Source organism: Pinirhizobacter sp. (assembly GCF_036499745.1).
In the GTDB taxonomy this organism is placed as follows: domain Bacteria; phylum Pseudomonadota; class Gammaproteobacteria; order Xanthomonadales; family Rhodanobacteraceae; genus Pinirhizobacter.
Genome location: NZ_DASYDG010000006.1, coordinates 37,440 through 58,953 on the forward strand (window position 1 = coordinate 37,440; position 21,514 = coordinate 58,953).

Genomic DNA, 21,514 nt, shown 5'->3' on the forward strand with positions numbered 1-21,514 from the left:
GCGACAGGACATGCCATGCACACCATCGCTTCGCTTTGCGTCTATTGTGGTTCCAGCGCGGGCACGCGGCCCGAGTACGCCGAACGCGCATTCGCCTTCGGTGAAATAATCGCCCGCCGCTGCACGGCACTGGTCTATGGCGGTGGTCGCGTCGGCCTGATGGGCAAGGTAGCCGACGGCGTGCTGGCCGCCGGCGGCCGTGCCATCGGAGTCATCCCGCGTCACCTCATGGACAAGGAAGTAGGCCATACCGGCCTTACGGAGCTGCACGTGGTGGAAACCATGCATGAGCGCAAAACACGCATGTACGAGCTCTCCGATGCCTTCGTCGCCCTGCCCGGCGGCTTCGGCACGCTGGATGAAATGTTCGAAATGCTCACCTGGGCGCAACTGGGCCTGCATACTTATCCCTGCGCCTTCCTTGGCACACGGGGTTTCTACACGCCACTGGAACAAGGCATCGACCACATGGTGGAAGAAGGCTTCGTCCGCGCCGAGCAGCGCGAATCGCTCTGGTTCGGCGAAGACGCCCAAGCGATGTTCACGTGGATGGAAAACTACGAAGCCGTGTACACACCCAAATGGCTGCCTGGCGAAGCGGGCGACCACGCCTGAGGAACGGGACAATGAAAAAATTCCGCGCTTTCCGCATCAACAACGACGCCAGCGGTTATCGCGCCGGACGTGCCGACATCTCGGTCGCAGACCTCGTTGACGGCGAAGTACTGGTCAAAGTCGAGTGGTCGTCGGTGAACTTCAAGGACGCGCTGGCAGGCACCGGCAAGGGGAAGATCCTCCGCCAGTTCCCGCTCAACGGCGGCATCGATGTCGCTGGCCGCGTGGTGTCCTCGACAGATCCTGCATTCGGCGAGGGCGACGCCGTGCTGTGTACTGGCAGCGGGCTGTCCGAGACGCGCGACGGCGGCTATGGCGAATACATCAAGCTGCCCGCCCTGTGGACGATACCGCTACCGGCCGGCCTCACCACCCGCGAGGCGATGGCCCTGGGCACCGCCGGCTTCACCGCGGCACTCTCGCTGCTGCGGATGCTCGATAACCGCCAGGCCCCGTCCATGGGCCCGATCGCCGTCACCGGCGCCACCGGCGGCGTGGGCATGTTGGCGACCGACATCTTCACCCGGGCCGGCTTCGAGGTTCACGCGATCTCCGGCAAGGCGGACCGCTTTGATTTCCTCAAAGGCATCGGCGCTACCCAATGCATCGACCGTCACCATCTTCAGTTCTCAGGCAAGCCGCTTGATTCGGGCCGCTTCGGCGGCGCGCTCGACAACGTCGGCGGCGACATGCTGTCGGGCCTGCTGCCGCTGATCGTGCCGTATGGCAATGTCGCCAGTTGCGGGCTGGCCGGCAGTCCCGCGCTCCCCACCACTGTCATGCCCTTCATCATCCGCGGCGTTAGCCTGCTGGGCATTGCTTCGGCCGGCACCGCCCGGGATATCCGCGAAGAAGTCTGGCGCCGTCTGGCAGGGGACTGGAAACCACTTCACCTGGACACTATCGTCACCCGGGAAATCACCCTGGACGAACTCCCGGGTGTATTCGAGGGCATGCTGGAGGGCCAATCCTTCGGTCGCACCGTGGTGCGGGTAGCTGAGGATTGATGAATCCGCCACGACCCGTAGAATGCTCAGGAAATACTAATCACCACCGGACTGGCCGATCGCAAGAAGTCGCGATTGGCCACCGGAACACAGCGTCCCTGGGGAAAATGCATGGCCCGTATCCTGATCGTCGATGATTCGCCGTCGCAACTGCTTGGCATCAAGCGCATCGTCGAGAAACTCGGGCATGAGGCGCTCACCGCCGAAGATGGTGCCGCCGGCGTGGAAGCGGCCAAACGCGAACTCCCCGACCTCATCCTGATGGATGTGGTCATGCCCAACCTCAACGGGTTCCAGGCCACGCGCACCATCTCCAAGGAGCCGACCACGGCCCACATCCCCATCGTGCTGGTGACCACCAAGGACCAGGACACCGATAAGGTATGGGGCATGCGCCAGGGCGCCAAGGCCTATGTGGTGAAGCCGATCAAGGAAGAAGAGCTCGTTTCGACCCTGAAAGAATTATTGCCGGGTTGACCGGCAAAAACTCCGGTCAAAAGACACCGATGCTCAGGCCCGGGGATTGAAGTCCGCAAACGCCTCGCGGTAGGCCTTCAACGCCGCTTTCTGCTCGATGTTCACAGCTTCCGGCACGCGCACTTCCAGGGTGACGATCTGGTCGCCCGGATGGGCGCCACCGGGCATGCCACGCCCCTTCAACCGCAGCTTGCGACCGCCCTGCGAGCCCGCAGGTATACGCAGATCCACGCTGCCGCCCAAGGTCGGCACGGCTATCGTGGCGCCCTCGGAGGCTTCCCACGGAGCGATCGCCAGGGTCGAATGCACGTTGTGCCCAGCCAGGCGGAACCGCGGGTCGTCCTTAATGCCGATTTCGAGTAGAAGGTCACCGGATGGGCCACCGCCGGCCCCCGGATGCCCCTGCCCGGCCAGGCGGATCACCTGCCCCGGCTGGATACCCGCAGGAATCCGGACTTCAAGCACGCGATCGCCACCGGAGGCGCCATTGAGCGCCACGCGCGTCTTGCCGCCACTGAAGGCGGTCTGGATGTCGGTATCGATCTGGGCCTGGATGTCACGACCTCGACGGGCCTGCTGTGCACCTCCGCCGCCCCGGCCGCGCCCGAAAAGACTCTCGAAGAAGTCGCTGAAATCCCCACCGCCGGCACCACCCATGTCGCCGAAGTCGAAACCCTGGCCCTGCTGGCCCCAGCCCGGCGGCGGCCGGAACTGCTCACCCGGACGGTAACCGCCGGCCCGGACCTGGTCGTAGGCCCGACGCTTTTCAGGGTCTTTCAGTGCCTCGTTGGCCTCGTTGATCGCCTTGAATTGCTCCTCGGCGTTCGGTTCCTTGCTGCGGTCGGGGTGGTATTTGCGCGCAAGCTTGCGATACGCCGCCTTGATCTCGGCGTCGCTGGCGTCAGGCTCGACCCCGAGCACCTTGTAGTAATCCTTGAACTCCACAGCGTCTCCCGGCGCTCATGGGCACCATCCTGCGGCGGCCGTCGTGAACAAGCTGCGCAATGGAGGAGCCAAACTGCACGACGGCGGGACCCATCCCGCCACCAATTACTGCAATATTGGCCCAGATGGATCACTTTGCAATGCCCGGAGGCGGACGATATTTCCTCCGGGCGAAGACGATTCAACGCTCGGGCGAAGGATCTCGGCGACGCGAGGGGCCGTGCATGAACGCATGCTGGTTGACACGGTCTGCATGCGCGTCGGGCAGCCGGTTAACTCGAAACGGCTGACGCGTACCGGCTTGGAAGTCGACATGCGCGGCGTGGTTGCCAGACTCACTGCGAGCCATCACACGCGCGTGCTGTTCAGTCACCACGACGGCGGCCTGGCCTCGTGGTGGAAGCCGGAGGAAGTTGGAACTGGCCTCGTAAGTAACGGGCCGGCCAGCACGCTGGGCCGTATCGAGATATTCCTCCCTGGTCGACATGTTCCGCTCGTGGTGGTCCCACTGCTCACGGGCCATAACAGGGTTACGACTATTGGCGTCCATGAGAAGTTCACTTGGATCGATCCCATGGGCCCCCGCCATCGACCTGATCCCGCAATCATTGGTGCCACCGTAGGCCTCACGGGGAAGACGTGCCGCCCGTTCGACGAGCGCGACTGGCGTGCCCTCTCCGGAGAGAGTCTTGCCGGCGTTCACCTCAGGCAATGTCGGTTCGGGTTCGGGTTCGGACGATGGCGAGCGGCTGCGCATCTCGACATCATCATAGTAGGGATAAGACATGACCTCCTCCTTGAGGTGCTGGCTAGGCTCATGGGCATTGTAATTCCTCGGGCCGCCAACAAAAATGCCGGAAGGCATCCTGAGATGCCCTCCGGCATAACTTGGAGAAACATTCGGGTCCGATCGACAGGGCCCGATGCATCACTTAATGGACCTCGTCGCTTCCCGGTGCAGGCATGGAATCACTTGCCGGAATCTCGCCAGCCTCTCCATCAACGGCCAACTCACCGTTGTCTTCCTCGGCATCCAGGCGCACCACGCTCACCAGGTTCTCATCCGACGGCAGCTTGATCAGGGTAACACCCTGCGTGTTGCGACCCAACTGAGATACCTCGGCTACGCGCGTGCGCACCAGGGTGCCCTGGTTGGAGATAAGCATCAACTCGTGTGCATCGGTAACCTGCACCGCAGCCACCAGACCGCCATTGCGCTCGGAACACTGGATGCCGATCACGCCCTGGGTACCACGGCCCTTCTTCGGGAATTCCGCGAGCTGCGTGCGTTTGCCGTAACCACGTTCGGTGGCGGTGAGGATGTCGCCTTCCTGCGCCACGATCAGCGATACCACGGTGCTGTCGTCGGCCAGGCGCATGCCGCGCACACCGGTGGCGGTGCGGCCCATCGAACGCACGGAAGATTCGTCGAATCGCACCGTCTTGCCGTTGGAGGCGAACAGCAACACATCGCTGTTGCCGTCGGTCAGCGCCACGTTCACCAACGCATCGCCGTCATCAAGGTTGATGGCGATCTTACCCTTCTGCAACTGGAAGGCGAATTCGGTGAGCGGGGTTTTCTTCACCGTGCCCTTGCGGGTGGCAAAGAAGACGAAGCGATCCTCGGTGTATTCGCGCACCGGAAGCACGGCCTGCACCTTCTCGCCCTCACCCAGCGGCAACAGGTTGACGATGGGTTTGCCGCGGGCGCCGGGGCCCGCTTCGGGCATCTGGTACACCTTCAGCCAGTACACGCGGCCGGTGCTGGTGAAGGTAAGCAGGGTGTCGTGGGTATTGACCACCCACAGCTGCTCGACAAAATCCTCGTCTTTCAGCGCCGAGGCCGAACGGCCACGGCCCCCGCGACGCTGTGCCCGATACAGGCTTGCCGACTGGCGCTTGACGTAACCGGAATGCGAAAGCGTAACTACTACGTCTTCCGGTGCGATGAGATCAAGGACGTTGAGGTCTTCCTGCGAATGCTGGATCAGCGTACGGCGTGCATCGCCGTATTCCTCGCGGATGGATTCCAGCTCGCCACGGATCACTTCAAGAAGTCGCTCGGGACGCTCGAGGATCTCGATGAGTTTGCCGATGGCTTCCATCACCTGGCGATATTCGTCGGAGAGTTTCTCCTGCTCGAGGCCCGTGAGGCGATGCAGGCGCATGGCCAGAATTTCGGTGGCCTGTACCTCGGATAGCTGGTAGCCGTCGTCTTTCAGGCCATCGCGCGGATCAAGTTCCTCCGGACGGGAGGATTCAGCCCCCGCGGCGGTGAGCATGGTGCGCACCATGCCTGGATCCCACTTGCGCGCGACCATGCGCTCGCGGGCTTCGCCAGGCGAGGCCGAACCGCGGATAAGCTCGATCATCGCGTCGATATTGGCCAGCGCAACGGTGAGGCCTTCCAGGATATGCGCACGGGCACGTGCCTTGCGCAGTTCGAAGATCGTCCGGCGCGTCACCACTTCACGGCGATGGCGGATGAAGGCGTCGAGAATTTCCCTGAGGTTCAACAGGCGCGGCTGGCCGTCGAGCAGGGCCACCATGTTGATGCCGAACGTTACCTGCAGCTGCGTCTGCTGGAACAGGTTGTTCAGCACCACGTCGCCCATGGCATCGCGGCGGATCTCGATGACCACGCGCATGCCGTCCTTGTCGGACTCGTCGCGCAGTTCGCTGATGCCCTCGAGCCTCTTTTCCTTCACCAGCTCGGCGATCTTCTCGATCAGGCGCGCCTTGTTCACCTGGTAGGGAAGCTCGTGGACGATGATCGTCTCGCGGCCGTTGGCCTCGGTTTCGATCTCCGCCTTCGCGCGCACCAGCACGCGGCCACGACCGGTGCGGTAGGCCTCCACGATGCCCGCGGCGCCGTTGATGATGCCGGCGGTGGGAAAATCAGGGCCGGGGATGAACTTCATGAGGTCGTCGACACCGAGCGACGGGTCGTCGATGAGCCCGATGGTGGCGTTGATGACCTCGGTGAGGTTATGCGGCGGGATATTGGTGGCCATGCCCACCGCGATACCGGCCGAACCGTTCACCAGCAGGTTGGGCACGCGCGCGGGCAATACCAGCGGCTCGTGTTCGCTTTCATCGTAGTTGGGACCGAAGTCGACGGTGTCCTTGTCGATGTCGGCCAGCAACTCGTGCGTAAGGCGCGACATGCGCACTTCGGTGTATCGCATGGCCGCGGCGTTGTCGCCGTCGACCGAACCGAAGTTGCCCTGGCCGTCGACCAGCATGTAGCGCAGCGAGAAGGGCTGGGCCATGCGGACGATGGCGTCATACACCGAGGCATCGCCATGCGGATGGTATTTACCGATGACGTCACCGACCACGCGGGCCGACTTCTTGTAGGGCTTGTTCCAGACGTTGCCCAGTTCGTTCATCGCGAAAAGGACACGCCGGTGAACCGGCTTCAAGCCATCGCGGACATCGGGGAGGGCTCGGCCAACGATCACGCTCATGGCGTAATCCAGGTAGCTCTGCCGCATCTCGTCTTCGATGTTGACGCGGATGATTTCGTTACCGAATTCTGCCATCAAACGGCTTCCAGACTGTTTTGGGTGGGCCCCCACCACGGCCCAGACGGGGCACGGGCGACAAGCGAAAAATGCATCGCGTAAGTGTAGCACACCGGGTCACGAAAACCCAGTATTTAATCTTTTAAAAACAATGAGTTACGGTGACGATTTGGGTTTCGTGAAAAGCGCCCCGCGAGCACTTGCAAAATTGAACGCAGCGCCCGCCGCGGAACCTGCCGCCACGGCTACCGCGGGCCAGCGTACAAGGGCCGGGAAGAGCTTCAGGACCAGTACGTAGATACCCAGGTTCACCGCCGCGCCCAGCGACATCAACACCACCCAACCGAGCCATTCGGCGTGCAGGGCACGCCCACTGTGGCGATGGCGAAAGGTGACATGACGGCTCCACCACCAGGTAAAGGTGGCAGCGAAGGCAAACGACACCGCGCGGGCGGGATAGACGTGCCAGCCTGCCCAGGTCACCAGCACCTGCACGATCGATGCGTCGATGGCAAGACCAAGCAGTCCGCCTGCCGCGAAACCCACCAGTTCCTGGCGCAGGCGGGTCATTCGCCGAAGACGGCCCGCATCTTTGCCGGATCCGGATGTTCGATCACGCCGCGCTCGGTAACCAGGGCGTCGATCAAGGCGGCCGGGGTGACGTCGAATACCGGGTTCCAGGCGTCGGCACCCTCAACCACCGTACGCGTTCCCGACATCGACAACAGTTCGGTGGCTTCGCGCAGTTCGATCTCGATGTCATCGCCGTCAGCGGTGGCCATGTCGACCGTGGTGGACGGTGCCACCACCATGAACTTCACGCCATGGTGCCTGGCCGCGATGGCCAGCTGGTAGGTTCCGATCTTGTTGGCGGTGTCGCCATTGGCGGCAATGCGGTCGGCACCCACCACAACCCACTGCACCGCGCCGGACTTCATCAGGTGCGAGGCGGCCGAATCGGCCACCAGCCGCGCGGGGATACCATCATTGACCAGTTCCCACATGGTCAGGCGGGCTCCTTGCAGCCACGGGCGCGTCTCGCCCGCGAACACCTGGGCGATGCGGCCTGCCGAAACACCAGCGCGAATCACGCCCAGGGCGGTGCCAAATCCCGCCGTGGCCAGCGAACCGGTGTTGCAATGGGTCATCACGCCCGAACCCGGGGAGATCAGGGCCGCGCCGAGCGCGCCCATGTGCCGGTTGGCGGCGAGGTCTTCGTCCTGGATGGCCTGGGCCTCGGCCTGGAGTGCGGCGATGTCTGCGCCGGCGTCCAGACGGGACTTCATGCGGTCCAGCGCCCACATCAGGTTGACCGCCGTGGGCCGGGCCGCACGCAACATGGCCAATGCCACGGGCAGGGATTCACCCGAGCGTGCCGCCAGGACCACGCCCCATGCGGCGGCGATGCCAATGGCCGGAGCGCCGCGCACGGCGAGATCCTTGATTGCGGCGGTGACGTCGCCGGCATTGCGACAGTCGATCCAGACGGACTGGGCAGGCAATTTCCTTTGATCGAGAAGACGCAGGCGATCGCCATGCCATTGCACCGCGCGGATCGAATCGTGGTCGTTGGTGTTCATGTCCACATTATGCGCGATCACATCGCGCTTACCCACTGCCGTGTGGCTTACAAGGAAATGAGCGGTCGCTGACGCAATATCGAGGAATGATGTCGCCGCTTCCATGGCATCGTCATCAGACCCCACTGACAAGGACGACATCTCATGGATGCGAACGGAAACGACAATCGAGATTCACGGCGAAAGTTCCTTACCCATGGTGCCACGCTGCTTGCGGCAGGCGCGGCACTGCCGGCGCTACCGGCGTTGGCCGGCCATCTGCGCGGAAGCCGTGCGGCTGAGCCTGCCGGCCTATCCACCCTCTCCACAGTCGAACGCCGCAATGTGAACGGTGCTTACAGCACCGCCGTGCTGGGCGACCTGCGCGCCGCCATCAATGCAATGATGGCACTGCCTCCGGAAGATCCGCGCAACTGGTATCGACAGGCAATGATCCACGTACTGGATTGTCCGCACGGCAACGCCTGGTTTTTCCCCTGGCATCGAGGCTACCTGTACTGGTTCGAATGCATCGCGCGCAAACTTCTCATGAAACCGTCGTTCGCGCTGCCCTATTGGGACTGGACCAGTGCTTCCGATATGCCTGCAGCGTTCTTCCGCGGTGACCTGCTCGATACCCGGGCCACAGGCTTCATCCACGACTTCCCCACCTTCAATGACAAGTTCCGCGGCCCCATGGAAACGTTCTGGAGCAAACTCAACAACAACCAGCGCAATGCGCTCAATCAGCGCGGCATGGACACCTTCGAGAAATTCTGGTCGGCGGTGCATATCTACTTCAGCAGGGGCACCGGCCGTAAGTTCGGGCCCGACAACCGTGGACTGACCGGCGACGCCCTCGAGGCAGTTTCGCTACCCATCCTGACCAACGCGCTGGCGCCTTCAACCTTCGAGGAGTTCGGCGGAAGCATGGTCGACCAGCACAACGCCATGGGGGGCTCGCCCGGCATGGTCGAAAGCCAACCGCACAACCTCGTCCACGAGGCTATTGGTGGCTATATGGGCGATTTCATGTCGGCGGCCGATCCGGTGTTCTGGCTTCATCATTGCAACATCGACCGGCTGTGGGATATCTGGATGGAGCGCAAAGGATGGCATGGCCAGGACGGCTCAGCGGCCTGGCGCAACGAACCTTTCCTGTTCTTCAGTGACGAAAACGGCGAGGCCGTCAACGGCATTACCAGGGACTACGTCAGCAGCAGCGAACTCAGTTTTGCCTTCGAGGCTTCAGCGCCCATTCCCAGTGCACCAGCACGTCCGGGAAACGCCGCATGGCCGGCAATGATTCCATGCACGCTGCAGTCCAGTGACCTCAAGATTGACGGCGCGGTCACGGCCAGTGTCGACCCCGGACTCGCTGCCTGCGATGCCTTTCGAAATAACTGCCAAACGGCCCTGTTGATTGACATGGACCGTCCCGACGACCAGAACAACTGGCGCTTCACGATCGAGGTGAAGGTCGACGGAGGCGCCCCCTACACATTCAAACACTGCGGCCGTACGGGATTCTTCGGTACCATGGGGGCAATGGGCCCAGGCAGGCTACATCGTGGACAACTGAAGGTCGGCATTGCCAGTGGCATAAGCAACTGCCTGACCGAAGCCGGTCCCGGCGCACATAAATTCACCGTCAGGGTTCGCGCGAAGTCGGTAGGCAACAGTTCGTCCGCGGCCGTTCTCAAGGTATATAAGGTCACGCTGGTTTCGGTCTAGCGCCGTTGGACGATACGGTGGCGATGAGCATTGCCACCGTATCGTTGCATCATGATCAACGTACCTGCAGCCAAGCGTGGATGGCTGAAGGGACCTCGCGTTGGGCGCGGCCGGAAACATAGATACCGATATGGCCACCCTTGAAGGCTAGCTCGGTATAGTCGGCACTTCCCGTGGCATGGCGAAGCGCCTGGGAAGACGCCGGCGGCACCAGGTGGTCCTGCTCGGCGTAGATGTTGAGTATCGGCGTGGTGAGCGTGGCCAGATCCACATGTCGTCCACCAAGCACCACCTGGCCCTTTACAAGTTTGTTGGCCTGGAAAAAATCCCTGGTGAACTGGCCGAACGCTTCTCCCGCCTGGTCGGGCGAATCGAAGATCCATTTTTCCATGCGCAGGAAATTGGCCATTTCACCAGGCTTGTCCAGGATATCCACCATGCCGACGTATTTCTGCTGCATCAGCCGCAACGGCTTGAGTGTCAGGAATACATGATTCATCAACCAGGCGGGAATATTGCCGAAGCTATGCACCAGTGCATCGACATCGATGTTGCGCGCCCAATGCGACAGCATGCTGTCGCCTGCGTGGAAATCAACCGGCGTGACCATGGTGATGAGGTTGCGGATTTTTTCCGGATACAGCGCCGTATAGCACAGCGAGAACGTGCCGCCCTGGCAAATGCCAAGCAAGTTCACTGCCCCTCCGCCATGCCGTGCGCGCACTGCGTCGATGCTGCGGTCCAGGTAGCCAAGGACGTAGTCTTCCAGGCCCAACCAGCGATCGGCAGCGTCGGGAAAACCCCAGTCGATCAGGTACACATCCTCGCCCTGTGCCAGTAGGTTGCGCACCAGTGAGCGGTCGTCCTGCAGATCCACCATCCACGGCGTGTTGACCAGGGCGTAACAGATCAACACCGGTGCCCTGGACGTTGGCGGTTTTTCGCCCTGGAAGTGCCAAAGCGTGAGCTTGTCTTCGCGATAGACGGCCTCGCGCGGCGTGCTGCCGTAACTTACAGGCCCCGGAAGCCGCAACGCCCCCAGTCCATCGACAACCTTGCGCTGGAAAGCTGCCAGTTCCTCGTGCAGGCGAGCAGGATCGGTCGGAAAGGGAAGCTCCATTTCAGCGCTTCTTCCTGGCGACAGGTTTTGTCGCCGACCTGGTTACCGCGGGCTTACTGGTGGATGTCTTCGCCGTGGCGGCTTTGCTGCCTGTCGGTTTCCTCGCCGGCGTCACTTTCGTCGCTGGCTTTCCTCGCGCGGCCGCTTTCTTCGCCAAAGCACTCTCCGGCACCATGTGGGGCGCAGCAGCGGTTACCTGTGCCCGAAGGACGGCAATCTCTCGCCGCATATCCTGGATGCTGCGCGACAGCGCCTCGAGGTCGCCGCGACCGGGCAAGCCCATCTGCTCGCCGACTCGGGAGAACTGGTCCTGCTGCAACGTTCGCACCCGCACCTGGGCATTGGCCAGCCCGCCGTAGGCCTCGCGGAATTCTTCCGACAGGGCGGCATTGTTATAGGCCTCCTCGGCCACTTCCACCCAGGCATCGTAGAGCTGGCGCATGGTGGGCATGTTGTCCTTTCCTGCTCCAGCCATCCGTTGCTGCAGCGAAGCAAGACCGCGCGCCTGCACCTGGCCCAGCAGGGCCTGGTAACGCTGTTGGGTGGCGGCGAGGTCGGCAAGCGCCTCGAACAGGGCCTGCTGGTCGGCCTGGACAGCGGCGCCTGGGCCCACCGCAGACGTACCCAGCCAATCCTGCGTCGCCTTCAGCCAGGCCTGGAACCGTTGCTGGGCATCGTCACCCGACAAGCGGGCAAACGCGGGCGGCGGTGTCCATGCAGGTGCCCCAGATGTTCCCTGGGCGTTGGAAGCATTGGACTGCAGCCACTGCGTGTAGTCGCGGATGCCGTCGAGCATGCGCGCCACGGCGGCCTTTTCGTCCAAGCCCGGCGTGGCCCCGGGGTCGACCTGGCGCAGCCAGGTTTCCCAGCCATCGCGCAGCAGCAACTGGTAGGCATCAAGGAAATCAGGGGCTGGCCGGGTCATGGAATGATCGCGTCATGAAAAATCACATGCTAACAAACGAAAAGCCCGGCATCTTGCGAGGCCGGGCTTCCTTGTACCGGGATGAAGCAACCGTTACACGGCGGCTTCGTCTTCCGTCACGGCCTTCATCGACAGGCGGATGCGGCCCTGCTTGTCTACTTCGAGCACCTTGACCTTGACGATGTCGCCTTCCTTGAGCTTGTCGGAGACTTTTTCGACGCGCTCGGAGGAGATCTGCGACACGTGCACCAGGCCGTCCTTGCCCGGCATGATGGTCACGAACGCGCCGAAGTCCATCAGCTTGGCGACCTTGCCCTCGTAGATGCGGCCCGGCTCGACGTCCGAGACGATCTGCTCGATGCGCTTGCGGGCAGCTTCGGCCGCTTCGCGGTTGACCGAGGCGATCACCACATTGCCGTCATCGGTGATGTCGATGGTGGTGCCGGTTTCCTCGGTGATCGAGCGGATGGTGGCGCCGCCCTTGCCGATCACTTCGCGGATCTTGTCCGGGTGGATCTTGATGGTGAGCAGGCGCGGGGCGTACTCGCTCATTTCCGAACGGGCTTCGGAGAGGCACTTGGCCATCTCGCCCAGGATATGCAGGCGTCCACGCTTGGCCTGGGCCAGGGCGGTGCGCATGATTTCCTCGGTGATGCCGTCGATCTTGATGTCCATCTGCAGGGCGGACACGCCTTCAGCGGTACCTGCAACCTTGAAGTCCATGTCGCCGAGGTGGTCTTCGTCACCCAGGATGTCCGAAAGCACGACGAAGTCGTTGCCTTCCTTGACCAGGCCCATGGCGATGCCGGCGACCGGCGACTTCAGCGGGACACCCGCGTCCATCATGGCCAGCGACGAACCACACACCGAAGCCATCGACGAGGAGCCGTTGGACTCGGTGATTTCCGAAACCACGCGCACCACGTACGGGAATTCCTCGATGGTCGGCTTCACCGCCTGCACGCCGCGCTTGGCGAGGCGGCCGTGGCCGATCTCGCGACGCTTCGGGCTGCCGACGCGACCGGTCTCACCCACCGAGAACGGAGGGAAGTTGTAATGGAACAGGAAGGTGTCCTTCCACTCGCCTTCCGGCGCGTCGATCAGCTGCGAATCGCGCGTGGTGCCGAGCGTGGCCACGACCAGTGCCTGGGTCTCGCCGCGGGTGAACAGCGCCGAGCCATGAGTGCGCGGCAGCACGCCCACGCGGACGGAGATCGGACGGACGTCGTCGAGCTGGCGGCCGTCGATGCGCACCTTGGTGGTGAGCACGCCGTCGCGAAGCGTGCGGTATTCCACTTCGCCGAAGGCGGCGCCGATGTCGCCGTCCGTCCAGCCATTGGCCTCGTACTGGCTGGCCAGGGCATTCTTGACGTCGGTCTTGAGCGCCGAGACGACATCGCGGCGGGCGAGCTTGTCGCGGATCTGGAAGGCCTCGGTGAAGCGGCTGCCAACGGCGTTCTTCACCGCCTCGATGGCCGAATTGGCGGCCGGGGCGTCCCACTTGAATGTCTTCACGCCAGCTTCGGCGACGAAGGCATTGATGGTGTTGATCGCGGCCTGCATCTCGCGATGGCCGAACATCACCGCGCCCAGCATGACATCTTCGGACAGGAGCTTGGCTTCGGACTCCACCATCAGCACCGCGCCGGCGGTACCGGCAACGACGAGGTCGAGGTCGGATGTCTTCAGCTGGGCGGCGGTGGGGTTGAGGATGTACTGGCCATTGGCGTAACCGACGCGGGCAGCGCCGATCGGACCCTTGAAGGGCACGCCTGCCAGCGACATGGCGGCCGAGGCACCGATCAGGGCCGGGATGTCACCGTCCACTTCCGGGTTCAGCGACACGACCTGGGCGATGACCTGGATCTCGTTGCGGAACTCTTCAGGGAAGAGCGGACGCAGCGGGCGGTCGATCAGGCGGGAGGTAAGGGTTTCTTTCTCCGTCGGACGGCCTTCGCGCTTGAAGAAACCGCCCGGGATGCGGCCCGCGGCGTAGAACTTCTCCATGTAATCCACGGTGAGGGGGAAGAAATCCTGCCCCTCGCGCGCCTTGGGCGCGGCGACCACCGAGACCAGGACGACGGTGCCGCCCATGGAGACAACAACCGCACCGGATGCCTGGCGGGCAATTTCGCCCGTCTCCAGTGTGACTTCGTGACTACCGTACTGGAATGACTTGGTTACTTTTGCCACTGGGTATCTCCTCGTCCTGTTCGGTTAACGGCGCAGGCCGAGGCGTTCGATAAGGGTCTGGTACCGCGAGCTGTCGCTGGTCTTGAGGTAGCCCAGCAAGCGCTTACGCTGGTTGACGAGCTTGAGCAGGCCGCGGCGGGAGTGGTGGTCCTGCTTGTGCGTCTTGAAGTGCTCGGTCAGGTGTTCAATGCGGGCCGAGAGCAGCGCGACCTGGACTTCCGGCGAACCGGTATCGTTGGGCACGCGGCCATAGTCGGCGATGATCTTGCCGGTCTGTTCTGCGGTGAGCGACATGTGTATCGATTCCTTAAAAGCGACTGCGAAACTTGCGCAACGTTACCCGTGGATAACGTTGCGCAAGCTTCGCAAGATGATGAAAGCCAAGGGTGTTAAGCACGCTATTGTAACGGGCGAAACCCTTTGGCAACAAGGCCCGGCGCCATAAGCGTCACGCCGGCTCCGGAAGGTTCAGCCCCCGGTGGGAGCGCAGGATGGCATCCACGCCGACCTCGCCAACGGCCATCAAACGGCCGTTTTCGCTGAAAACGGCATAGAGGCCCGGATCGACCGCCACCGGCACCGGCTGCCCGAAGGCGAACACCCTGCCCTGTTCAGCGTCCAGCCGCACCGACGGCAGGTGGGCAAGCCCGGCCTCCACCGGTAACAGGCAGGCGTCCAGCGGCCCGGGGCCCGCTCCAGCGGCGGCTTCCAGATCCTGCATGGTCACCATCTTCGGCTCCGTGAACGGATCGACCCAGAGTCGACGCAGCGCCGACAGATGACCGCCACAGCCTAAGCGTTCACCCAGGTCGACGGCGATGCTGCGGATGTAGGTGCCGGAACTGCATTCGACGTACAGGCGCAGGCGGTCGCCGTCACGGGCCAGCAACCGGAGACTGGACACCGTGACCTGGCGAGGCTCGGCCGTCACCGGGGCGCCCTCGCGGGCCAACCGGTAGAGCGGCACGCCGTCCTTCTTGATCGCCGAATACACCGGGGGCACCTGGGTGATCGTGCCCCGCAGGGTGGCAAGCGCAGCCTCCAGGGCATCGTCGCCAAGGACGGGCACGTCCCGGCGACTGGTGATGTCCCCCTCGCCATCGGCCGTGCTGGTGGTGACGCCCAGGGTGATTTCCGCCTTGTAAGCCTTCTGCGAACCCAACAGCAGGCCGGCGAGCTTGGTGGCTTCGCCGAAACACAGCGGGAGCAGGCCCGTGGCCAGGGGGTCCAGGCTGCCGGTATGGCCACCCTTGGCCGCACCCACCAGGCGCCGCGCGTGCTGCAGCGCCGCGTTGGAACTCATGCCCAGGGGTTTATCCAGCAGCAGGATGCCGTGGATGTCGTGGAACTTCGGGTGTGGCTTGCGGCGGGAACCCATGCGGCAGGTTACTTGCCGTCGTCGGCTTCGTCGGTGCCGGGTTCGGGGATGTCGCCGGACTCACGCAGCAGGCGCTCCACGCGCTCGCCCAGGTCCACCGATTCATCGTACTTGAAGCGCAATTCCGGCACGCGCCGCATCCGCGAGCCCTTGGAGAGCTCGCGGCGGAATTCCTTGGCCATGTCCTTCAGGGCCGACATGGCTTCCTTGGAATCTTCCGGACGCAACGCGGTGATCCACACGGTGGCCCAGTCGAGGTCGCGAGTGACCTCCACGTCGGACACGCTCACCGACGGCAGGCCGTGGTCGCGGACCGCGGCATGGACCAGTGAGCCGAGCTCGCGACGGAGCTCGGCGGAAACGCGGTCGGTCCGCTTGAAATCGCGTGCAGGCATTACAGCGTACGCGCCACTTCGATGCGCTCGAAGCACTCGATCTGGTCACCGACCTTGACGTCGTTGTACTGGCGCACGGCAATGCCGCACTCCATGCCGTTGCGGACTTCGTCCACCAGTTCCTTGAAACGGCGCAGCGATTCAAGCTCGCCCTCGAACACCACGACGTTGTCGCGGAGCACGCGGATCGGCTTGGAACGCTTGACCGAGCCCTCGGTGACCATGCAACCGGCAACCGCACCGAACTTGGAGCTGCGGAACACATCACGTACCTGGGCGATACCGATGACCTCCTCGCGGACTTCCATCGCCAGCAGGCCCGATGCCGCCTGGCGTACCTGGTCGATGACGTCGTAGATGATCGAGAAGTAGCGAACATCAAGGCCGCTGGTGTCGATCACCTTGCGTGCCGACGCATCGGCACGGACGTTGAAGCCGATCACCAGCGCCTTGGCGGCGGCGGCGAGGGTAGCATCGGATTCGGTGATGCCACCGACACCCGAGGCGATCACGTTCACGCGCACCATGTCGTTGCCGATCTGGGTGAGCGAGTCGCGCAGCGCCTCGACCGAACCCTGTACGTCGGCCTTGACCAGGATGTTGAGCACTTGCTGGCCTTCACCCTTGCCCATCTGCGCCATGATGTCTTCCAGGCGGTTGGACTTGGTGCTGACCAGGCGGGTCTCGCGGCGCTTCTGCTGACGCTCGGCCGCCACCTGGCGGGCCAGCCGCTCGTCTTCCACGGCCACGAAGTCGTCGCCAGACTCCGGAACACCGGAAAGGCCAAGCACCTGCACGGGAATCGACGGACCGGCCTGGTCGACCTGGCGGCCGGATTCATCCACCAGCGCGCGCATGCGGCCATATTCGATGCCGCAGACCAGGAAGTCGCCCTTGCGCAGCGTGCCCTGCTGCACAAGCACGGTGGCCACGGGGCCACGACCGCGGTCGAGGCTGGATTCGATCACCACGCCCGAGGCGCGGCCATCGGCCACGGCGCGAAGCTCCATGACCTCAGCCTGCACCGAGATGGCTTCGAGCAAGGCCTCGACGCCCATGCCGGTCTTGGCCGATACCGGTACGAACTGCGTGTCGCCACCCCAGTCTTCGGGGATGACCTCAAGGTTGGCCAGGCCCTGCTTGACGTTGTCGGGATTGATGCCGTCCTTGTCCATCTTGTTCAATGCGACGATCAGCGGCACCTTGGCCGCCTTGGCGTGCTTGACTGCCTCGATCGTCTGCGGCATCACGCCGTCGTCGGCGGCCACCACCAGCACGACGATATCCGTGCTCTGGGCGCCGCGCTGGCGCATCGCCGTAAACGCCGCATGGCCCGGGGTATCGAGGAAGGTGATCACGCCCTTGGGCGTATCCACGTGATACGCACCGATGTGCTGGGTAATGCCGCCGGCTTCGCCGGATGCAACCTTGGTACGGCGGATGTAGTCGAGCAGCGATGTCTTGCCGTGGTCGACGTGACCCATGATGGTCACCACCGGCGGACGTGGAAGCTTCTCACCTTCCAGTTCGGCGGTCTGGGTGTGGGCCTGCAGGGCAGCCTCGGCGTCATCATCGGACGCGCGCACGGCGTTGTGCCCCAGTTCCTCGACGACGAGTACCGCGGTGTCGTGGTCGATGGTCTGGTTGATGGTGGCCATCACGCCCATCTTGAACAATGCCTTGACCACCTCGGCACCCTTCACCGCCATCTTCTGGGCGAGCTCGGCAACGAGGTTGGCGTCGGTCACCACCACGTCGCGGACGACGGCGGCGGTGGGACGGGTGAAACCATGCGGGCCGCCGGACGATGCGCCACCGCGCGGTGCCTCGACACGGCCACGCGACTTGCCACGCGCGCCCTTGCCGGAACGGCGGGCACGATCGGCTTCGGACAGGTGCATTTCACCGGCAGCAAAGCGCTTGCCACCGGACTCGCGGTCACCGCGACCGCCGCCACCATGACGGGGCTTGGCGTTTCCACGTGAATCGTTGGACGCGGCCACGGCACCGGGCGCCGGACGCGCGCCAGGGGCAGCGGCCGGACGCGCAGCCACGGCTGGCGGGACCACGGGCGCCGCGGCGGCGACGGGCGCAGGTGCCGGGGCCGGGGCCGGGGCCGGTGTCGGCTTGATCACGCGCTTGCGCGGCTCATGCACGCGGGGCAGGATCAGGCCGAAGGAGCTGTGGTCGGTGCTTGAGCGTTCCGGCGCCGCCTGGGCGGCAGCGGGCACTGCCACGGGAGCTGATGCCTCAACGGCCTGCTCGACAGGCTCCGGGGCCGCAGCGGTTTCAGTGGCGAGCGAGGCTTCGGCGGCAAGTCGTGCGGCTTCGGCACGTTCGGCCTCGACACGGCGCGCTTCTTCGGCAGCGGCCTGGGCCTCGGCGGCACGGCGCTGCTCGGCCTCGGCGCGGGCAGCTTCTTCCTGCTCCTGCTGGATGCGGGATTCCTGCAGCTTGCGGGCGGCTTCTTCGCGCTCGGCATCGACGCCGGCGTCGTCGCCAATGGCGCCGCGCTTGACGTAAGTGCGCTTGGCGCGGACCTCGACGTTTACCGTCTTGGCCGCACCGGCGCCACGGCCGGATCCGGTATTGACCTTGATCTCGTTGACCGTACGGCGCTTGAGGGTGATCTGGCGCGGGGCGGCGTCCTCGACTTCGGCCGTAGCCTCGCCCTTGCCATGGGTACGGCGCAGGAAGCCCAGCAGCTTCACCTTCTCGGTGCTGCTGATCACCTGGCCCTCGTCGGAGAATTTCATGCCTGCCTCGCCAAGCTGCCCAAGCAGCTTGTCGACCGGCATGCCCAGTACCTGGGCCAGTTGTTTAATCGTTACATCGGACATCGTTACTTTTCTCCGCCAAACCCGCGTGCCGTCCGCGCAAGCCTAAAGGCCGCGCGGCTACCTCCATCCCTGGGGGAAGGCCCTTGCAGGCCCTCCCGCCGATGCCCGTCCCGGGCATCGCCTTCCGCGGTCAGCCGCCCTGTTCCAGGCGGGCAATCATCGGTGCGCGCGCGGCCATGATCAGCTGCGCTGCGCGTTCTTCGTCCATGCCTTCGATATCGATCATTTCGTCCACTGCCAGATCGGCCAGGTCGTCCAGGCTGACCACGCCGCGCTCGGCGAGTGCATAGGCGGTGGTTTCGTCCATGCCGTCGAGCTCCAGGAGCTCGCCGGACGGACGGTGTTCGTCGATGCCCTCTTCCACAGCCAGGGCCTCGGTAAGCAGCGCATCACGGGCGCGGGCGCGGAGTTCCTCGACGATATCCTCGTCGAAGCCTTCCACCGCCAGGAGCTCCGCGCTGGGCACATAGGCAATTTCCTCGACCGAGGAGAAGCCTTCCTGCACCAGGATATTGGCGATCTCCTGATCGACCTCGAGCTTGTCCATGAACAGGGCCAGCGCGGTTTCCTGCTCGGCTTCCGTCTTGGCGGTGACCTGGTCCTGGGTCATCACGTTCAGCTGCCATCCGGTGAGCTTGGACGCCAGGCGCACGTTCTGGCCGCCGCGGCCGATCGCCTGGGACAGCTTGTCCTCGGCCACCGCGATGTCCATGGAATGTTTTTCTTCATCCATGATGATCGACTGCACTTCAGCCGGCGCCATCGCATTGATCACGTACTGGGCCTGGTTTTCGTGCCACAGGATGATGTCCACGCGCTCGCCGTTGAGCTCGTTGGAAACTGCCTGCACGCGCGAACCGCGCATGCCGATGCAGGCCCCGATGGGATCGGTGCGGCTGTCATGGGCCACCACGGCGATCTTCGCGCGGTCGCCCGGATCGCGGGCGCAACCCTTGATCTCGACCAGGCCCTGGCCCACTTCCGGCACCTCGAGCTTGAACAGCTCCATCATGAATTCCGGGGCGCTGCGCGAAACGAACAGCTGCGGTCCGCGAATCTCCGACTTCACTTCATAGAGGTACCCGCGCACCCGGTCGCCGACGCGGGCCGATTCGCGGGGAATGGTCTTGTCGCGCGGGATGAAAGCCTCTGCGTTGCTGCCAAGGTCGAGGTACACATTGCCACGCTCCACGCGCTTGACGATACCGGTGACAAGCTCGCCCACTCGCTCGCGGAAAGCGTCCACCACCTGGGCACGCTCGGCTTCGCGCACGCGCTGCACGATCACCTGCTTGGCGGCCTGGGCGGCGATGCGGCCGAACTCGGCATTTTCGATCTGGTGCTCGACGGTGTCGCCGACCTCGGCGCCATCCTGTTCGTCCAGGGCGTCCATCAGGCGTACCTGGTTGAATGGCGATTCCATCTCGCCGTCGTCGGCGATCACTTCCCAGCGGCGAAAGGTTTCGTATTCACCGGTGTTGCGGTCGATCGACACGCGCACGTCCGCATCTTCATCGGGATAGCGCTTCTTGGCCGCGGAGGCCAGGGCTGCTTCCATCGCATCGAAGATGACATCACGGGGCACGCCCTTTTCATTGGCGACCGCGTCCACGACCAGCAGGAGTTCTTTGCTCATTGCCGCTACTCCAGGGGCGCCATCAAAGCGCCCCAATCTCGTTATTGACTGTTATTTCCGCCCTTCTTGGGCTGCGGCACGTAGCCGAGCGCTGCCCAGTCGGGAACCACGCGAGCGCTTTCCACGGCGTCGTGCGCAAATTCAATGCGGCCGGTTTCGGTGTCGAGCGCGATGCGCCCGCCTTCGACTGACGCGACCTTGCCGCGAAGCCGGCGACGGCCTTCCAGCGGCGATTTCAATAGCACCTTGACCTCCTGCCCTGCCACCTTGCCGAACTGCTCGGCGGTGAAGAGCGGACGGTCGATGCCGGGGGAGGAAACCTCCAATACATAGTGTCCGGGAATGGGATCTTCAACGTCGAGCGTGGCCGACAGTTCACGACTGGCGGCCTCGCAGTCATCGACGGTGACCTCGCGGCCCTCGACGTCGAGGTAGACACGCAGCGTACTCTGCCCGTGGGAGGGCAGGAATTCCACGCCGATGCATTCCACGCCCTGCTCGGCGAGGATGTCGCTAAAACGCTTGGCAAGTGCCTGTGTATCCACGATTCCTACTGTTTGCCCTTGGTTTTCCGGTCTTCAGAAACAAAAAATGGGCTCCAACGGCCCATTCCCTTACCACGCCGATGTATCCGACTCTTCCCAATCCCCATGATAGCAAGATCGGGAGACGCATCCGTGCGCCCAACAAAAAAGCCTCACAAGGAGGCTTTCTCGATAAGAAAGATCCTGGTAGCGGGGGCAGGATTCGAACCTGCGACCTTCGGGTTATGAGCCCGACGAGCTGCCAGACTGCTCCACCCCGCATCAGAGTCCGCGAAGTATACGGACATGGCCTGAATGTTGCAACAGTGTGTTGTGACGTTGAAGCGAGGGAGGGGTTGGGTGTCGCTTTCGTCACTAAGTCCTCGTCCGGCTTCGCCTCCCTGCGGAAGCGTTCCGAAAACGACACCCAACCCCTCCCCTCGGACTTAACGGTGGGATGCGCGGAGAGCAGAGCACTGTGTGCTTGCAGTAATCGCGATGGATGGAGGCCATTTCCCGGCCAGCATTTTCACAGGGGCGAGAGGAGCAACATCGAACTCGCGTGACCCATCCTGTTTTCGAAGGATTGCTGCGGCCGGTAGCCTCGTGAGCCGGAGGGGCGGGGGAGCCGCGGGGGGG

At 63.7% G+C, this 21,514-nt stretch carries 18 protein-coding genes and 1 tRNA gene; 4 read left to right on the top strand and 15 right to left on the bottom strand.

Annotated features, from left to right (window positions below; all coding sequences use genetic code 11):
* Positions 1-15: 15 nt before the first annotated feature.
* The 3 genes from VGM61_RS01760 to pilH all read left to right on the top strand — a co-directional run bounded on the left by VGM61_RS01760 (position 16) and on the right by pilH (position 2,099).
* Positions 16-615 carry a TIGR00730 family Rossman fold protein gene (locus VGM61_RS01760; protein WP_331520989.1) on the top strand — a complete coding sequence of 200 codons (600 nt, stop codon included), beginning with the start codon at positions 16-18 and terminating at the stop codon, positions 613-615.
* Positions 616-626: 11 nt separating this feature from the next.
* Positions 627-1,622, top strand: a complete 996-nt coding sequence (locus tag VGM61_RS01765) for a YhdH/YhfP family quinone oxidoreductase (protein WP_331520990.1) — start codon at positions 627-629, stop codon at positions 1,620-1,622.
* A 111-nt stretch (positions 1,623-1,733) separates the two neighbouring features.
* Entirely contained in the window at positions 1,734-2,099 is a 366-nt protein-coding gene (pilH, locus tag VGM61_RS01770; RefSeq protein ID WP_250622668.1) for a twitching motility response regulator PilH, read from the top strand.
* A 33-nt stretch (positions 2,100-2,132) separates the two neighbouring features.
* Here the strand turns inward: pilH and VGM61_RS01775 are convergent, their stop codons facing one another.
* The 5 genes from VGM61_RS01775 to mtnA all read right to left on the bottom strand — a co-directional run bounded on the left by VGM61_RS01775 (position 2,133) and on the right by mtnA (position 8,151).
* Positions 2,133-3,044, bottom strand: a complete 912-nt coding sequence (locus tag VGM61_RS01775; RefSeq protein ID WP_331520991.1) for a DnaJ C-terminal domain-containing protein — start codon at positions 3,042-3,044, stop codon at positions 2,133-2,135.
* 181 nt (positions 3,045-3,225) lie between these two features.
* Positions 3,226-3,831 (bottom strand): hypothetical protein, encoded by a 606-nt coding sequence (locus VGM61_RS01780; RefSeq protein ID WP_331520992.1) that lies wholly within the window; start codon positions 3,829-3,831, stop codon positions 3,226-3,228.
* A 145-nt stretch (positions 3,832-3,976) separates the two neighbouring features.
* Positions 3,977-6,589 (bottom strand): DNA gyrase subunit A, encoded by a 2,613-nt coding sequence (gene gyrA, locus VGM61_RS01785; RefSeq protein ID WP_331520993.1) that lies wholly within the window; start codon positions 6,587-6,589, stop codon positions 3,977-3,979.
* A 138-nt stretch (positions 6,590-6,727) separates the two neighbouring features.
* Positions 6,728-7,141, bottom strand: coding sequence for a GtrA family protein (locus VGM61_RS01790; RefSeq protein ID WP_331520994.1), 414 nt, complete (start codon positions 7,139-7,141; stop codon positions 6,728-6,730).
* Entirely contained in the window at positions 7,138-8,151 is a 1,014-nt protein-coding gene (gene mtnA / locus VGM61_RS01795; protein WP_331520995.1) for an S-methyl-5-thioribose-1-phosphate isomerase, read from the bottom strand. The genes VGM61_RS01790 and mtnA overlap by 4 nt, the downstream gene beginning before the upstream one ends.
* A 144-nt stretch (positions 8,152-8,295) precedes the next feature.
* Here mtnA and VGM61_RS01800 point away from each other — a divergent pair, with 144 nt between their 5' ends.
* Positions 8,296-9,864, top strand: a complete 1,569-nt coding sequence (locus tag VGM61_RS01800) for a tyrosinase family protein (protein ID WP_331520996.1) — start codon at positions 8,296-8,298, stop codon at positions 9,862-9,864.
* Positions 9,865-9,919: 55 nt separating this feature from the next.
* On the opposite strand, the gene phaC is transcribed toward VGM61_RS01800, so the two are convergent.
* The 10 genes from phaC to VGM61_RS01850 all read right to left on the bottom strand — a co-directional run bounded on the left by phaC (position 9,920) and on the right by VGM61_RS01850 (position 21,157).
* The gene (gene phaC / locus VGM61_RS01805; protein WP_331520997.1) at positions 9,920-10,984 is read right to left on the bottom strand and encodes a class III poly(R)-hydroxyalkanoic acid synthase subunit PhaC; all 1,065 of its coding nucleotides are present in this window, start codon (positions 10,982-10,984) and stop codon (positions 9,920-9,922) included.
* A 1-nt stretch (position 10,985) separates the two neighbouring features.
* Positions 10,986-11,909, bottom strand: a complete 924-nt coding sequence (locus tag VGM61_RS01810) for a poly(R)-hydroxyalkanoic acid synthase subunit PhaE (protein ID WP_331520998.1) — start codon at positions 11,907-11,909, stop codon at positions 10,986-10,988.
* Positions 11,910-12,002: 93 nt separating this feature from the next.
* Positions 12,003-14,102 (bottom strand): polyribonucleotide nucleotidyltransferase, encoded by a 2,100-nt coding sequence (gene pnp / locus VGM61_RS01815; protein WP_331520999.1) that lies wholly within the window; start codon positions 14,100-14,102, stop codon positions 12,003-12,005.
* Positions 14,103-14,126: 24 nt separating this feature from the next.
* Positions 14,127-14,396: a 30S ribosomal protein S15 gene (gene rpsO / locus VGM61_RS01820; RefSeq protein ID WP_250622658.1), complete on the bottom strand. Its 270-nt coding sequence runs from the start codon at positions 14,394-14,396 to the stop codon at positions 14,127-14,129.
* Between the two features lie 154 nt (positions 14,397-14,550).
* Positions 14,551-15,480 (bottom strand): tRNA pseudouridine(55) synthase TruB, encoded by a 930-nt coding sequence (gene truB, locus VGM61_RS01825; RefSeq protein ID WP_331521000.1) that lies wholly within the window; start codon positions 15,478-15,480, stop codon positions 14,551-14,553.
* 8 nt (positions 15,481-15,488) lie between these two features.
* A complete protein-coding gene (gene rbfA, locus VGM61_RS01830) occupies positions 15,489-15,875 on the bottom strand; it encodes a 30S ribosome-binding factor RbfA (protein WP_331521001.1) in 387 nt (128 codons plus the stop codon).
* Positions 15,875-18,715 (bottom strand): translation initiation factor IF-2, encoded by a 2,841-nt coding sequence (infB, locus tag VGM61_RS01835; RefSeq protein ID WP_331521002.1) that lies wholly within the window; start codon positions 18,713-18,715, stop codon positions 15,875-15,877. Before infB ends, rbfA begins: the two co-directional genes overlap by 1 nt.
* A 130-nt stretch (positions 18,716-18,845) precedes the next feature.
* Positions 18,846-20,351 carry a transcription termination factor NusA gene (gene nusA, locus VGM61_RS01840; RefSeq protein ID WP_331521003.1) on the bottom strand — a complete coding sequence of 502 codons (1,506 nt, stop codon included), beginning with the start codon at positions 20,349-20,351 and terminating at the stop codon, positions 18,846-18,848.
* Between the two features lie 41 nt (positions 20,352-20,392).
* Positions 20,393-20,896 carry a ribosome maturation factor RimP gene (gene rimP / locus VGM61_RS01845; protein WP_331521004.1) on the bottom strand — a complete coding sequence of 168 codons (504 nt, stop codon included), beginning with the start codon at positions 20,894-20,896 and terminating at the stop codon, positions 20,393-20,395.
* 184 nt (positions 20,897-21,080) lie between these two features.
* Positions 21,081-21,157: transfer RNA gene (locus VGM61_RS01850), tRNA-Met, on the bottom strand.
* Positions 21,158-21,514: the final 357 nt, after the last annotated feature.

Coding starts and splice junctions, on each gene's coding strand:
- VGM61_RS01760 (WP_331520989.1), top strand. CDS start 16: ATGCACACCATCGCTTCGCTTTGCGTCTATTGTGGTTCCAGCGCGGGC.
- VGM61_RS01765 (WP_331520990.1), top strand. CDS start 627: ATGAAAAAATTCCGCGCTTTCCGCATCAACAACGACGCCAGCGGTTAT.
- pilH (WP_250622668.1), top strand. CDS start 1,734: ATGGCCCGTATCCTGATCGTCGATGATTCGCCGTCGCAACTGCTTGGC.
- VGM61_RS01780 (WP_331520992.1), bottom strand. CDS start 3,831: ATGTCTTATCCCTACTATGATGATGTCGAGATGCGCAGCCGCTCGCCA.
- gyrA (WP_331520993.1), bottom strand. CDS start 6,589: ATGGCAGAATTCGGTAACGAAATCATCCGCGTCAACATCGAAGACGAG.
- VGM61_RS01790 (WP_331520994.1), bottom strand. CDS start 7,141: ATGACCCGCCTGCGCCAGGAACTGGTGGGTTTCGCGGCAGGCGGACTG.
- mtnA (WP_331520995.1), bottom strand. CDS start 8,151: ATGAACACCAACGACCACGATTCGATCCGCGCGGTGCAATGGCATGGC.
- VGM61_RS01800 (WP_331520996.1), top strand. CDS start 8,296: ATGGATGCGAACGGAAACGACAATCGAGATTCACGGCGAAAGTTCCTT.
- phaC (WP_331520997.1), bottom strand. CDS start 10,984: ATGGAGCTTCCCTTTCCGACCGATCCTGCTCGCCTGCACGAGGAACTG.
- VGM61_RS01810 (WP_331520998.1), bottom strand. CDS start 11,909: ATGACCCGGCCAGCCCCTGATTTCCTTGATGCCTACCAGTTGCTGCTG.
- rpsO (WP_250622658.1), bottom strand. CDS start 14,396: ATGTCGCTCACCGCAGAACAGACCGGCAAGATCATCGCCGACTATGGC.
- truB (WP_331521000.1), bottom strand. CDS start 15,480: ATGGGTTCCCGCCGCAAGCCACACCCGAAGTTCCACGACATCCACGGC.
- rbfA (WP_331521001.1), bottom strand. CDS start 15,875: ATGCCTGCACGCGATTTCAAGCGGACCGACCGCGTTTCCGCCGAGCTC.
- infB (WP_331521002.1), bottom strand. CDS start 18,715: ATGTCCGATGTAACGATTAAACAACTGGCCCAGGTACTGGGCATGCCG.
- nusA (WP_331521003.1), bottom strand. CDS start 20,351: ATGAGCAAAGAACTCCTGCTGGTCGTGGACGCGGTCGCCAATGAAAAG.